This is a genomic window from Kitasatospora sp. MMS16-BH015 (assembly GCF_002943525.1).
Classification (GTDB): domain Bacteria; phylum Actinomycetota; class Actinomycetes; order Streptomycetales; family Streptomycetaceae; genus Kitasatospora.
In genome coordinates this window covers 5,802,609-5,816,227 of the sequence record NZ_CP025394.1, presented here as the reverse complement: position 1 = coordinate 5,816,227, position 13,619 = coordinate 5,802,609, and the positions used below count along the sequence as shown (strand labels likewise).

Annotated in this window: 9 protein-coding genes; 7 read left to right on the top strand and 2 right to left on the bottom strand. The window is 75.3% G+C overall.

Annotation, left to right across the window (positions count from 1 at the left end; all coding sequences use genetic code 11):
• The first annotated feature begins 240 nt into the window (after positions 1 to 240).
• The 3 genes from CFP65_RS41190 (at position 241) to CFP65_RS25165 (ending at position 7,663) form a co-directional block, all read left to right on the top strand.
• Positions 241 to 5,202 carry a hypothetical protein gene (locus CFP65_RS41190; protein WP_305778261.1) on the top strand — a complete coding sequence of 1,654 codons (4,962 nt, stop codon included), beginning with the start codon at positions 241 to 243 and terminating at the stop codon, positions 5,200 to 5,202.
• Positions 5,203 to 5,310: 108 nt separating this feature from the next.
• On the top strand, positions 5,311 to 6,240 hold the full coding sequence (locus tag CFP65_RS25170; RefSeq protein WP_104818332.1) for a cellulose-binding protein: 930 nt from the start codon (positions 5,311 to 5,313) through the stop codon (positions 6,238 to 6,240).
• 157 nt (positions 6,241 to 6,397) lie between these two features.
• Positions 6,398 to 7,663: an esterase-like activity of phytase family protein gene (locus tag CFP65_RS25165; protein ID WP_104818331.1), complete on the top strand. Its 1,266-nt coding sequence runs from the start codon at positions 6,398 to 6,400 to the stop codon at positions 7,661 to 7,663.
• 98 nt (positions 7,664 to 7,761) lie between these two features.
• On the opposite strand, the gene CFP65_RS25160 is transcribed toward CFP65_RS25165, so the two are convergent.
• A complete protein-coding gene (locus CFP65_RS25160) occupies positions 7,762 to 8,550 on the bottom strand; it encodes an alpha/beta fold hydrolase (protein ID WP_104818330.1) in 789 nt (262 codons plus the stop codon).
• 190 nt (positions 8,551 to 8,740) lie between these two features.
• On the opposite strand from CFP65_RS25160, the gene CFP65_RS25155 reads away from it, so the two are divergent.
• The 3 genes from CFP65_RS25155 to CFP65_RS25145 are packed head-to-tail and all read left to right on the top strand — an operon-like array spanning position 8,741 to position 11,721.
• Positions 8,741 to 9,787: an ABC transporter ATP-binding protein gene (locus CFP65_RS25155; protein ID WP_104818329.1), complete on the top strand. Its 1,047-nt coding sequence runs from the start codon at positions 8,741 to 8,743 to the stop codon at positions 9,785 to 9,787.
• 1 nt (position 9,788) lies between these two features.
• Positions 9,789 to 10,556, top strand: coding sequence for an ABC transporter permease subunit (locus CFP65_RS25150; RefSeq protein WP_104818328.1), 768 nt, complete (start codon positions 9,789 to 9,791; stop codon positions 10,554 to 10,556).
• A 25-nt stretch (positions 10,557 to 10,581) separates the two neighbouring features.
• Entirely contained in the window at positions 10,582 to 11,721 is a 1,140-nt protein-coding gene (locus tag CFP65_RS25145) for a D-isomer specific 2-hydroxyacid dehydrogenase family protein (protein ID WP_104818327.1), read from the top strand.
• A gap of 61 nt (positions 11,722 to 11,782) precedes the next feature.
• Here the strand turns inward: CFP65_RS25145 and CFP65_RS25140 are convergent, their stop codons facing one another.
• Positions 11,783 to 12,124, bottom strand: a complete 342-nt coding sequence (locus CFP65_RS25140) for an ATP/GTP-binding protein (RefSeq protein ID WP_371682460.1) — start codon at positions 12,122 to 12,124, stop codon at positions 11,783 to 11,785.
• A gap of 340 nt (positions 12,125 to 12,464) precedes the next feature.
• Here CFP65_RS25140 and CFP65_RS25135 point away from each other — a divergent pair, with 340 nt between their 5' ends.
• The gene (locus tag CFP65_RS25135) at positions 12,465 to 13,586 is read left to right on the top strand and encodes an LLM class flavin-dependent oxidoreductase (RefSeq protein ID WP_104821106.1); all 1,122 of its coding nucleotides are present in this window, start codon (positions 12,465 to 12,467) and stop codon (positions 13,584 to 13,586) included.
• Positions 13,587 to 13,619: the final 33 nt, after the last annotated feature.

The following is a 13,619-nucleotide window of genomic DNA, read 5'->3' as shown; positions in this document are numbered from 1 at the left end:
CCACTGAACGGGCACGGCTGAACGGTCGCGGTACGGATCTGTCACCATTCTCCACGAGGCAAGAGTTCGCCCAGGAGTCCACCCGGACGGCGGAGCGCGGCAGCGCCGCTCACCACCGCCCAGGACTCCGACCGTGGCACCCGCTGCGGATGCAAGGACCAGCCGGTCCGGCCCAGAGCAGTACGGGGTGCGGGGGCGGCCAGGTCGAGGACGCGACCAGGAGATGGATGGGACCGCGGAGTGCGGGGCAACGACCGCTACGAGGGTGACGACCACCTCTCCCAGTTCGAGGCCGAACTCGACCGGACTCGCAAGGAGCGGGACAAGTCGGTCGAGCATGCCGAGGACCTCGCCTACCAGGTGGAGGTGCTCCGGGCCAAGCTGCACGAATCCCGTCGGCAGCTCGCCCAGCCGCGCGCCTTCGACTCCGTCTCCGGCCAGGCCGAACAGCTGCTGCGCAACGCCGAGATGCAGGCCGACCGGCTGCGCGCCGACGCCGAGCGCCAGCTCCGCGACTCGCAGGCCGCCACCCAGCGCCTGCTCGCCGAGGCCGCCGAGCGCACCGCCCGGCTGGAAGCCGAGTTCGCCGCCCGCCGGCGCCAGCTGGAGGACGAGCTCGGCGAGCTGCGCCGCACCGCCGAGCGGCACGTCAACGACAACGTCAGCTGGGCCGAGCAGACCCGCGCGGGCACCGAGCAGGAGGCCCAGCGGCTGCTGCAGGAGAGCCGCGCCGAGGCCGACCGGCTGATCGCCGCCGCCCGCGCCGAGGCCGCCGCCCTCTCCGACCAGGCCCGGGCCCAGACCGCCGCCGACGTGGACGCCGCCCGCGGCGAGGCCCAGGCCCAGGCCGAGGCCGCCCTCAAGCGCGCCCAGAACGACGCCGAGCGGCTGCTGCGCGCCGCCAGCGAGCAGGCCCAGGCCACCGTCGGCCAGGCCGAGGAGCTGGCCGGCTCCGCCGCCAACCAGGCCCAGCAGCAGCTCGCGGGCGCCCAGGCCGCCGCCGAGCAGCAGCTCGCCGCCGCCCAGGCCGAGATCGACCGACTCAAGCAGCAGGTGGTGGCCGACCAGGAGCGCGCCGCCGAGGCCCTGGCCGGCGCCCAGGCGGAGATAGACCGGCTCCGCGCCGAGGCCCTGGCCGAGGCCGAGCGGGCCCGCGCCGAGGCCGCCGCCCTGCGGGCCAGCACCGACCAGGAGCTGGCCGCACTGCGCGCCGCCACCGACCGCGAGGTGGCCGAGCTGCGCGCCCAGGCCGAGGCCGCCGCCGAGCAGCTCCAGGCCGACGCCGAGGCCGCCGTGGAGCGGCTGGTAGCCGACGGCGAGGCCGCCAGCGACCAGCGCTCGCAGACCGCCAAGGCCGAGATCGCCAAGATGGTCGCCGCCGCGACCAAGGAGACCGACCGGATCAAGGCCGAGGCCGCCGCTGCCAAGGCCGAGTCGGCCAACGCCAAGGCCGAGGCCGACGCCGCCCGGGCCGCCGCCGCCGAGGAGAGTGAGCGCCTGCGCGGCGCCGCCGAGTCGGTGGCGAGCCAGCTGCGCGCCGAGGCCGAGGCGGCCATCGCCGAGCTGCGCGCGGAGACCGAGCGCGAGCTGGCCGAGCTGCGCGCCCAGGCCGAGGCCGCCGCCGAGGCGCTGCGCGCCGAGGCCGAGGAGCAGGGCCGCGCGGAGGGCGCCAAGGACGCCACCGTGCACCTGGCCAAGGCCGCCAAGCAGGCCGAGGAGGTGCTCGGCCGGGCCGACCAGGACGCGGCCGCCGCCGTGGCCGCCGCCACCGCCGAGGCCGAGCGGATCCGCGCCGAGGCCGCCGCCGAGGCCGAGCGGCTGCGCGAGCAGGCCCAGGCCGCCGTCGAGCAGGCGCAGAACGCCGCGCTGGACGACGCGGCCGGCATCCGCGCCCAGGTCGAGCGGATGCAGGACGAGGCCGCCGCGCTGCGCGCCGAGGCCGAGGAGCTGCGCGCGCAGGCCGCCGCCGAATCCGAGCGGATGCGCAGCGAGGCCCGCCGCCAGGCCGTGGCCCAGATCGAGGAGTCGGCCAAGCAGGCCGAGGAGCTGCTCACCCGGGCCAAGTCCGACTCGGACGAGCTGCGCGCCGGTGCCGCCGCCGACGTGGAGCGGCTGCGCCAGCACGCCAAGGCGCAGGCCGTCGAGGTGCAGGGCCGGGCCGAGCAGACCCTGACCCGGGCCCGGGCCGAGGCCGAGAAGCTCACCGCCACCGCCGAGCGGCAGGGCCAGGAGGCGCTGGCCGCCGCCAAGGCCGCAGCCGCCGAGAACCGGGCCGCCGCCGAGCGCGAGACGGCCGAGCTGCGCCGCGAGGCCACCGAGCACGACCAGCAGGTCCGCGCTTCGGCCCGCGCCGCCGCCGACGAGCTGCTCGACCAGGCCGGGGCCGAGGCGCAGGCGCTGCACGCCGAGGCCGAGCAGGCCGCCGAGGCCGCCCGGGCCGAGGCCCGCGAGTGGGCCGAGGCGCACCGCGCCGAGGCCGAGAGCTGGGCGCTGCGCGAGCGCGGCGAGGCCGAGCAGGCCGCCGAGGCCGCCCGGGCCGAGGCCCGCGAGTGGGCCGAGGCGCACCGCGCCGAGGCCGAGAGCTGGGCGCTGCGCGAGCGCGGCGAGGCCGAGACGGCCGCCACCGCCCTGCGCGAAGAGAGCCGCCGGGCCCACGAGGACGCCGCCGCCGGGCTCCAGCGCGAGCGCACCGAGACCGCCGAGCGGCTCGCCGCCGCCCAGCAGGCCTGGGCCGACGCCGAGGCCGCCACCGAGGCGCTGCGCACCGAGGCGGCCCGCACCGCCGAGGCCACCCGCGCCGAGGCGCTGGCCGCCGCCACCGAGCTGCGCGAGGCCGCCGAGGCGTACGACGCCGAGACCCGGGCCGCCGCCGAGGCCCACCGGGCGGAGACCGCCGAGGCGGCCCAGGCCGCCGCCGAGCAGCTGCGCGCCGAGGCCGAGCAGGCCCTGGCCGCCGCCCGCGAGGCCGCCGAGACCCACCTCGCCGAGGCCGAGCAGGCCGCCGTCGCCCTGCACGCCGAGGCCACCGAGGCGCTGGCCAAGGCCACCGAGCTGGCCGCCGTCACCGAGCAGGAGCTGGCCGAGGCCCGCACGGCCGCCGAGACCGAGACCGCCGAGCTGCGGGCCGCGGCCGAGGCGTACGAGGCCGAGACCCGGGCCGCCGCCGAGGCGTACCAGGCCCAGCTGCGCGAGACGGTCGAGACCGAGACCGCCGAGCTGCGGGCCACCGCCGAGGCCTACGACGCCGAGCTGCGCGCGGCCGTGGACGCCGAGACCGCCGAGCTGCGGGCCACCGCCGAGGCGGAGACCACCGCCCTGCGCGAGTCGGTCGAGGCCGAGCTGGCCGCGGCCCGCGAGGCCGCCGCCGCCGAGGCGGCCGCCCTGGTCGGCGCCGCCGAGGACGAGGCCGCCGAGACCCGCCAGTCGGTGGCCGGCCTGCACGAGGCCGCCTCCCAGCAGATCGCCGAGCTGCGCGCCACCGCCGAGGCGGAGACCAGCGCGCTGCGCGAGGCCGTCGAGGCCGAGCTCGCCGAGCTGCGCGAGCGGACCGACGCGTACGACGCCAAGACCCGCACCGGCGCCGAGGCCTACGCGGCCGAGACCCGGGCCGCCGCCGAGCGCGAGAGCGCCGAGCTGCGGACGGGGGCCGAGGCCTACGCGGCCGAGCTGCGCGCCGCCGTGGACGCCGAGACCACCGAGCAGCGGGCCACCGCCGAGGCGGAGACCACCGCCCTGCGCGAGCGGACGGCCGCCGAGCTGACGGCCGAGCGGGAGGCCACCGAGGCCGAGCTGGCCCACCAGCGGGCCGAGGCGCAGGCCTACGACGCCGAGCTGCGGGCCGGGGCCGAGGCCGAGCTGGCCGCCGCCCAGGAGGCCGCCGAGCAGATCCGGGCCGAGGCCGACGCGCAGGCCCGGCAGAGCACGGCCGAGGCCGAGGCGCTGGCCGCCGCCGCGGTCGCCGAGGCGGAGGAGTTCGCCGCCGCGCTGCGGGCCGAGGCCGAGGAGTACGCGCAGGCCACCCGCACCCTGGCCGAGGAGTACGAGGCCGAGACCCGCAGCCGGGCCGACGCCTACGACCGGGAGACCCGGGAGGCGGCCGAGCAGTTCGACAAGGCCACCCGCGAGCAGGCCAAGTCCGTGCTGGAGAAGGCCTTCGCGGACGCCGAGGCGCTCGGCGAGGACGCCCAGACCACGGCGCTGGCCACCACGGCCGCGGCCGAGGAGCAGGCCGACGCGATGGTCACCGCCGCGCGCAAGGAGGCCGAGCGGCTGGTCGCGGCCGGCGAGGCGGCCGGCCAGGCCGAGGTCGAGCGGGCCCGCACCGACGCGGACGCACTGCTCTCCGAGGCCCGCCGGGACGCCACCGCCGTGCGCGAACGGGCCGAGGAGCTCCGCGAGCGGACCGATGCCGAGATCGAGGCGCTGCACGAAAGGGCCCGCAAGGAGAACGCGCAGGCCATGAAGTCGGCGGGCGAGCGGGTCGACACCCTGGTGACGGCCGCTCAGGAGCAGCTCACCGAGGCCGAGGACCAGGCCCGCAAGGCCGTGGCCGAGGCCGAGGAGAAGGCCGACGCCCTGGTCGCCGCCGCCACGGAGAAGGCCGCCGAGCTCACCTCGGAGGCCTCGGCGGAGGCGAGCAAGGTGCGGATCGCCGCCGTGCGCAAGGCCGAGGGCCTGCTCAAGGGCGCCGAGCAGAAGCTGGCCGACTCGACGGCCAAGGCCGAACAGCTGAGCGGCGAGGCCGAGGCGGCGCTCAAGGCCGCCCAGGACGAGGCCGAGGAGCAGATCGAGGCGGCGGCCGAGGAGGCCGCCAAGCGCCTCGCCAAGGCGGACGAGGGCGCACGCGAGCAGCTGCGGCTGGCCGAGGAGGAGGCCGAGCGCGTGCTGGCCGAGGCCAAGGCCGAGGCGCAGCGCGTGACCGACGAGGGCCGTCGGGAGTTGGACGAACTGGTGCGTCGGCGCAAGGACATCAACACGGAGATCTCCCGGGTGCAGGACGTGCTGTCCGCCCTGGAGGCCTTCGAGGCGCCGTCACCGGTCGCGCAGGCCAACGGGGGAAACAGCAGGACGGGCGGCTCCGGCCGCGACGGCGCGCCCAAGGCGGGCGCCGGGGCGGGCTCGTCCCGATCGGGCGGTTCGCCACGATCGGGTGACTCGCCTCGGTCGGGTAGCAGGCGCTCCGGAGGCGCACCACCCGATTGAGCGGACATTGTCCGTGCAGCGACCGTGTTTCGCCGATGACACTCCGGTACCGTGTCAGGATTCCCTCAACCACCCCAAGCGGTTCGACGACAGGAAGCCCAGAACCCCATGAGCGACAGTCACTCCATTCACGGCTTCGACCTGGTGCGCCGTGGGTACGAGCGCGCCCAGGTCGACGAGCGGATCACCAAGCTGGTGGCCGACCGTGACAGCGCGTTGGCCCGGATCGGTGCGCTGGAGAAGCGCATCGAGGAGCTGCACCTCGAGACCCAGAGCGCCCAGGCCCAGGTGACCGAGGCGGAGCCCTCGTACGCCGGTCTCGGTGCCCGCGTGGAGAAGATCCTGCGGCTGGCCGAGGAGGAGGCGAAGGACCTGCGCGAGGAGGCCCACCGCGCCGCCGAGCAGCACCGCGAGCTGGCCGAGGCCGCCGCGCAGCAGGTCCGCACCGAGGCGGAGAACTACGCCAAGGACCGCAAGGCGAAGGCCGAGGACGAGGGCCTGCGGATCGTCGACAAGGCCAAGAGCGACAGCGCCCAGCTGCGCGCCGAGGCCAACAAGGACGCGCAGAACAAGCGCGAGGAGGCGGACGCCCTCTTCGAGGAGACCCGCACCAAGGCCGCCCAGGCCGCCCTGGAGTTCGAGACCAACCTGGCCAAGCGCCGCGAGCAGTCCGAGCGCGACCTGGCGGCCCGTCAGGCCAAGGCCGAGAAGCGCCTGGCCGAGATCGAGCACCGCGCCGAGCAGCTCCGCCTGGAGGCCGAGAAGCTCCGCACCGACGCCGAGCGCCGCGCCCGCCAGACCGTGGAGACGGCCCAGCGCCAGTCCGAGGACATCGTGGCCGACGCCAACGCCAAGGCCGACCGGATCCGCAGCGAATCCGAGCGCGAGCTCGCCGCGCTGACGAACCGTCGCGACTCCATCAACGCCCAGCTCACCAACGTCCGCGAGATGCTCGCCACCCTGACGGGTGCGGCGGTGGCCGCGGCCTCCCTGCCGACCGACGACACCCTCGGCGTCCCGGCCCAGCAGTCCCGCTAAGCGCTAGTTGCACCATCAGGGGCGCGGGGAACTGCGCGATCAACCCTCTACCTAGGTGGACGGTTGCGCGCGCAGTTCCCCGCGCCCCCATGTGGTTACCCACTCTTCAGTCCGAAGCCGCCCGCGCGACAGCATCCCCGGTCGAAGCTGTGTGCCCATGCGACTGATTCGTCTGACCACGCTGGCCGCCGCCGCTGCCTCCCTCGCCGCCTTCGCCGTGCCGGCCTCCGCCGCCGAGACGCACACCGGCACCTGGACCTACTCCGACCCGGCCCCGATCGGCAACGGCCTGGCCCTGGGCGGGTTCAGCGACCTCTTCCCGGCCGACGACTCCGGCAAGGTCTTCTGGACGATCACCGACCGCGGCCCGAACGCCGACGCCCCCGCGGACAACGACAAGATCTTCCTCAAGCCCGACTACACCCCGCAGATCCTCAAGGTCCGCCTGGCCAAGGGCAACCGCATCGAGGTGCTCAAGCGCATCCCGCTCCGCACCCCCAAGGGCCAGACCGACCCGGTCACCCACACCCGGAACATCACCGGCCTGCCCCCGGCCGCGCTGACCGGTGAGCGCCCGGTGGACAGCAAGAACAACGTGCTGCCGAACGACCCGTACGGGGTGGACAGCGAGGGCCTGGTCCGGGCCCACGACGGCTCGTTCTGGGTCAGCAGCGAGTACGGCTCCTCCGTGCTGCACTTCTCCGCGCACGGCGTGCTGGAGACCGTCCTGGTGCCGGCCGGCTCCACCTTCACCGCCCCCGGCGCCACGGTGCTGCCGATCCTGCCGGCCATCGAGGCCAAGCAGAAGAACAACAAGGGCCTGGAGGGTCTGACCATCTCGGCCGACGGCCGCACCCTCTACGCGGCCCAGCAGACCCAGCTGGCCAACCCGGACGCCAAGGCGGCCAAGAAGTCCCGGCTGCAGCGGATCTTCCGGATCGACGTCTCCGGCCGCACCCCGGCCGTGACCGGCGAGTTCGCGAACGTCCGGGAGGCCGATTCGGCCACCGACGGCGGCTGGAGCACCTCCGCCATCAGCTGGCTCGGCCCGGACCGCCTGCTGGTCGAGGAGCGGGACGCGCTGCGGCCCACCGTGCACACCCGGTTCTTCGAGGTGGACCTGCGGCAGGCCACCGACCTCCTCGGCACCAAGTGGGACGCCGCGGCCACCACCCCGGCCCTGGAGCTGGACTGGTCGGCCATCACCCCGGGCACCAAGCGCCTGGTCTTCGACGCGGCGGCGGCCGGCATCCAGAACGGCAAGCTGGAGGGCCTGGCCGTCCAGCGCCTCGGTCACGGCCGGGCCCGGCTGACCCTGGTCAACGACAACGACTTCGGGGTCGACTCCTTCAAGGACGGCCAGGTCGTCCCGAACAACGCCGTCACCCGGATCGACCAGTACACCGTCGCGCTCGACAAGTAGCCGCGCCCGCCAGGGGCGCGGGGAACTGCGCGGCCGACCACGCAGCGGCCCGCAGCCTGCCGCTTCGCGCAGTTCCCCGCGCCCCGGTAGTGCGGACCTCAGACCCTGCGGAGCAGCCCCCGCACCACCGCGTTGAAGGTCTCCGGTGCCTCCAGCGAACTCAGGTGCCCCACGCTCGGGATGACGGTCAGCTCGGCGTCCGGCAGGGCCTCCGTCATCAGCTGGGCCTCGATCAGCGGGGTCACCGTGTCGGCCTCGCCGACCACCACGGCCGCCGGGCAGTCCAGGCCGGCCAGCACGTCCAGCGAGTCCGGGCGGGCCGCCATCGCCCGCTGGGCCCAGGCCACCGCCGCCGGGCTCGCCTCGGCGATCAGCTCGCGGACGTGGGCGGTCAGCTCGGGCATGGTGGCCGGGCCGAGCAGGTTCTCGGCCAGGTTCTCCTCGGCCAGCAGGCTCACCGAATCGCGGGCCAGCACGGCCTTGGCGATCCGCTCCCGGTTCAGCCGGGCCGGCTCGGGGTCGGCGGTGGCCTTGGTGTCGGCGAGCAGCAGGCCCAGGATCCGGCCGGGGTGGCGCCGGGCGAAGGCCATCGCCACGTACCCGCCCATCGAGAGCCCGCCGATCACGGCCCGCTCCAGCCCAAGCTCGTCGAGCAGCCGGGCCAGGTCGTCGGCGACCAGGTCGAGCGAGGGCTCCCCCTCCCCCAGCGGGGTGTAGCCGAACCCGCGCTGGTCCGGCGTGATCACCCGGGCGTCCTGCCCGTCCGGCCCGGGGATCAGCTCCCGCTGGGTGTCCCACATCCGGGCGGAGAGCGGGAAGGCGTGCAGCAGGACGAGCGGGGTGCCGGAGCCGCGCTCGCGGACGGCCGGCGCAGGGGGGAAGGTCATGCCCCCACCGTAGAGCCTCCTGGCCCTGGCGCCGCCCGGCGGCGCCAAGGCCCCACCGCGCGCCCCCTCCCCGCGCCGCGTCCGCGCCACGGCCGCTCCACCTTCGCACCACACCCTCACCACACCCGTCGCCAAGCCGTGCACGCCTTTGTCTGATTTGTCATAATTTGACGGAGCGTAAGGAGCGCAGATGATCGAGCTGCACGAGCTGACCAAACGCTACGGCGAGACCCTCGCCGTGGACGGGCTCAGCTTCCAGGTGCCCCAGGGCGTGGTGACCGGCTTCCTCGGGCCGAACGGCGCCGGGAAGTCCACCACCATGCGGATGATCCTCGACCTCGACCGCCCCACCAGCGGCCGGGTCACCATCGACGGCAAGCGGTACGGGCAGCTCAGCGAGCCGCTCAAGTACATCGGCGCACTGCTGGAGGCCAAGGCCGTCCACCCCGGCCGCACCGCCTACGACCACCTGCTCTGGCTGGCCCAGAGCAACCGGATCCCGCGCCGCCGGGTGGACGAGGTGCTCTCCCTGGTCGGGCTGAGCTCGGTCGCCCGCAAGCGTTCCCGGGGGTTCTCGCTCGGCATGGGCCAGCGCCTCGGCATCGCCTCGGCGCTGCTCGGCGACCCGGAGATCCTGATGTTCGACGAGCCGGTCAACGGGCTCGACCCCGAGGGCATCCTCTGGATCCGCAACCTGATGAAGGGCCTGGCCGCCGAGGGCCGCACCGTCTTCGTCTCCTCGCACCTGATGAGCGAGATGGCGCTGACCGCCGACCACCTGGTGGTGATCGGCCGGGGCAAGCTGCTGGCCAACCTCTCGATGGCCGAGTTCATCAAGCAGAACTCCCGCTCCGCCGTGCGCGTGCGCACCCCGCACGTGGAGCAGCTGCTCACCGCCCTCGCCTCCGTGGGCCTGCGGGCCACCGCGGGCCCCGAGGGCAGCTACGAGGTCGAGGACGGCGATCTCGCCCACCTCGGCGAGCTGGCCGCGAGCCACGGCATCACCCTGCACGAGCTGAGCCCGCAGCAGGCCTCGCTGGAGGAGGCGTTCATGCAGATGACCGCCGACTCCGTGCAGTACCACGCGGGCGACGGCGAGGGCCGGGACGCGGCCGGCGCCCCCGGCACCTGGGGCGCCAACTGGCAGGCCAAGGGTGCCGCCGGCCAGGCCGGCGCCGGGCCGGCCGCGGGCGGCCCGGACGCGTCCGGCAAGGGCTCCTCCGAGAAGGGCAGTTGAGATGGCCTCCTTCCCCGCCGTGCTGCAGTCCGAGTGGACCAAGGTGCGCAGCGTGCGCTCCACGGTCTGGACGCTCGCGCTGACCTTCGTGGTGACCCTCGGGGTCGGCGCGCTGCTCTCGCTGCTCACCAACAACAACTTCGACAGCTTCCGGGGCAACACCGACTCCCCGTTCGACGCCACCGGCACCGCCTTCTCCGGGATCATGCTCGGCGAGCTGGCGATCATCGTCTTCGGCGTGCTGGCCGTGGGCAACGAGTACAGCTCCGGCATGATCCGGGTCTCGCTGGCCGCCGTCCCGCAGCGGGCCACCCTGCTGGCCGGCAAGGCCGTGGTGCTCGGGGCGCTCGCGCTGGCGGTCTCCCTGGTCACCGCCTTCCTGACCTTCTTCCTCGGCCAGTCGCTGCTCGGCAGCCACTCCACCTCGCTGGGCGAGCCCAACGTGCTGCGGGCGGTCTTCGGCGCGGCGCTCTACCTGACCCTGATCTGCCTCTTCTCGGCGGGCGTCACGGCCATGCTGCACAACCAGACCCTCGCGCTGGGCGTGCTGGTGCCGTTCTTCTTCCTGCTCTCCCCGATCCTCTCCGCCGTGCCCAAGGTCAAGACCCTGGCGCACTACTTCCCCGACTACGCGGGCTCCCGGATGCTGCTGGTCTACGAGCAGCACGGCCAGCCGTACGGGCCCTGGCAGGGCCTGCTGATCTGCCTGGCCTGGACGCTCGCCGCCCTCGGGGGCGGGGCCCTGGTGCTCAAGAAACGGGACGCCTGACGGTGCCTTCCGCCATGATCGTCCGGTGGACCGACCCCGCGTACTCCTGATCGACGCCGCCCCCGGCGACCTGCTCGACCTCGAACTCGACCGACTGCTCGGCGCCGGCCTCGCCGTCACCCTCAACCTGCGGCGGGTCGACGACCGGGCGGCCGTCGAGCGCGTCCGGGGCGGGCCTTCCGGGCCCCGGCTGACCCTCACCGACTTCGACGGGTTCGACCCGGCCGCCCTGACCGCGGCCTGCCTGGCCGACGGGCTCGGCCACGACGCGGTGAAGTCCCGCTCCGGCGCACCGCTGGGCGAGGCGCTGTTCGCCGCCGCCACCGACCCGGCGCTGGCGCACCGGCTGCGCGTGGTGGGCCGCGCCGGCGCCGGGATCGACCACATCGACGCCGAGGCCGCCGCCCGGTACGGGATCGCGATCGCCCACACCCCGGGCTCCAACGCCGAGGCCGTGGCCGAGTTCGCCCTCGCCCAACTGCTCACCCTGGCCCGGGGCCTGCTCCCCCACCACACCGCCGCCCATCAGGGCCGCTGGGTCAGCCTGCCGCAGCGTCAGCTCGCCGAGCTGACCCTCGGCATCGTCGGCCTCGGCCGGATCGGCCGGGCCCTGGCCCGCCGGGCCACCGCCCTCGGCCTCCCGGTGCTGGCCCTGACCCGCTCCCCCTTCGACCTCCCGGGCGTCCGCCGGGCCGCCTCCCTCCCGGCCCTGCTCGCCGAGGCCGACGCGGTCTCCCTCCACCTGCCGCTGACCCCGCAGACCCGCGGCCTGATCGGCGCCGCCGAACTCGCCGCGATGCGCCCCGGCTCCTACCTGCTCAACACCGCCCGCGGCGGCCTGGTCGACGAACAGGCCCTGGCCACCGCCCTGGCCGACCCGGCCCACCCCCTGGCCGCCGCCGCCATCGACACCTTCGCCCACGAGCACGCAGCCTTCGACACCCCGCTCCGCGGCCTCCCGAACGCCCTCCTGACCCCCCACATCGCCGGCACCACGCGGACCGCTCAGCTCGCGGCAGCCCTGTCGGTAGCCGACCAGATCGTTGAGATTCTGGGGGAGTTGCACTATCCAGGGGCGCGGGGAACTGCGCGAATCCGGGAGAGGCCGAGTCGCAGCAGCGATCACCGCGCCAGTTGCACCCCGACAGTGCAACCAGGGGCGTGAAGTAACACTGCGGCAGCAGGATTGGCCGGCCGCGCCGTTCCCCGCGCCCCTGGTGGCTGCCCTAGTACCTAGGCGCTCCCCGCCCCCGCTGGACGTTCGATTCCCGCCGCTCCCGCGCGCCCCAGCAGGCCCGGTGCCAGTGCCGCCGGTCGTCGACCCCCGCGCCGTAGGCCGGCCAGGCCACCACGTGGCCGGTGTTCGGCGGGATCTCCTGGTCACAGCCCGGGCAGCGGTAGTAGCGGCCGGCCTGGCCGGCCACGGTCTGCACCACCCAGTCCTCGCCCCGGTAGCTCTCCGAACGCCGCAGCGCGCCGCCCAGCGGCACGCCACCACCCTCCGAGCCGCCCGACCCACCCGGCTCGCGCTTCTGACGGTGGCTCTGGCTGTTGCGACGGGGCGACACGTCGGTTCCCTCTCGGTGGACGGCGGGCAGCGGCCCTTCCAGCCTAAGCCGCACGCCACCCCCTGCCGAGCCACTACCACGGGAGCCCGTACGACTCCGTCGTTTCCGCCCAGATCCACCCGATCTTCGACGAATTTCGGCAATCCGCGTGCCATTGGCACATGACATCGGTTACCCACGAGGTGACAAGGCGGGGCTCGCAGTCCCTGCGACACCCGAGAGAGGCCATCCGATGACCAAGACCAGCGCGCGGCCGAGTACCCAGCTGCCGGTGAGGACCGACCACAGTCTGCGGCCCGAGCCCGCTGGCACCGCCGCGGCCGGCTCGGCGGCCGACTCGATCGAGGTCGGCGCCTTCCTGCTGTCCGCCCAGTTCCCGGGCCAGACGCACGCCGAGGCACTCGACCGTACCGTAGCCGCGGCCGAGGCCGCCGAACGCGCGGGCCTCAGCGACGTCTGGCTGGCCGAGCACCACTTCGTGCCGTACGGAGTCTGCCCGAACGCGGCCACCCTGGCCGCCCTGCTGCTCGGCCGCACCCGCCGGATCGGCGTCGGCACCGCGGTGAGCGTGCTCTCCACCACCCACCCGGTCACCCTCGGCGAGCAGGCCGCCCTGCTCCACCTGACCAGCGGCGGCCGGTTCACGGTCGGCGTCGGCCGGGGCGGGCCGTGGATCGACCTGGCGGTGTTCGGCGGCGGGGCGGCGGCCTACGAGGAGGGCTTCCCGGAGCGGCTCGACCTGCTGCTGCGCTGGCTGCGCGGCACCCGGGTCGGGGGGCAGGGGCCGCAGTTCGACTTCCCCGAGGTGGCCGTGGTGCCCCGGGCCACCGAGCCGGGCCGCCGCACCGACCTGGCCGGCTGGCTGGGTCTGGAGGGCGAGCCGTCCCTGCGCTTCCCCCGCCAGCGGCGGGACGAGGCCCCGGCCCCCGAGCGCGGCGGGCCGCCGGTGGTGGTCGCCTGCACCTCCCCGGGCGGGGTCAAGCTGGCCGCCGAGCGCGGGCTGCCGATGCTGCTGGGGATGCACTCGGGCGACGAGGACAAGCTCCAGATGCTGGCCGCCTACCGCGCCGCCTGGCGGGCCGCCGGGCGCGGCGAGGAGCAGCTGGCGCAGACCGAGCGGCTGCACATCGCGGCGGGGGTGGCCCAGGTCGACGACCGCGGGCCGGCGGCCCGGGCGGCGCTGCTGCGCTCGATGCCGGGCTGGTTCGAGTACGGGCTCGGCGCGCACCGCACGGTGGACGGCCGCGAGCGCCGGATGCGCGATCCGCGCGAGTACACCGAGCTGCTCTGCGACCTGCACTCGGTGGGCACCCCGCGGCACTGCGCCGACCGGCTGCTGGCCACCGCCGAGCGGACCGGCCTGCGCCGCTTCGCCCTGCTCACCGAGGGCTCGGGCGACCACGCGGCCACCCTGGAGAACATCGCCCGCCTCGGCGGCGAGGTGCTGCCCCAACTCTCCTGAGGCCCGACTCTCCTGAGGCCCAGCTCTCCTGAA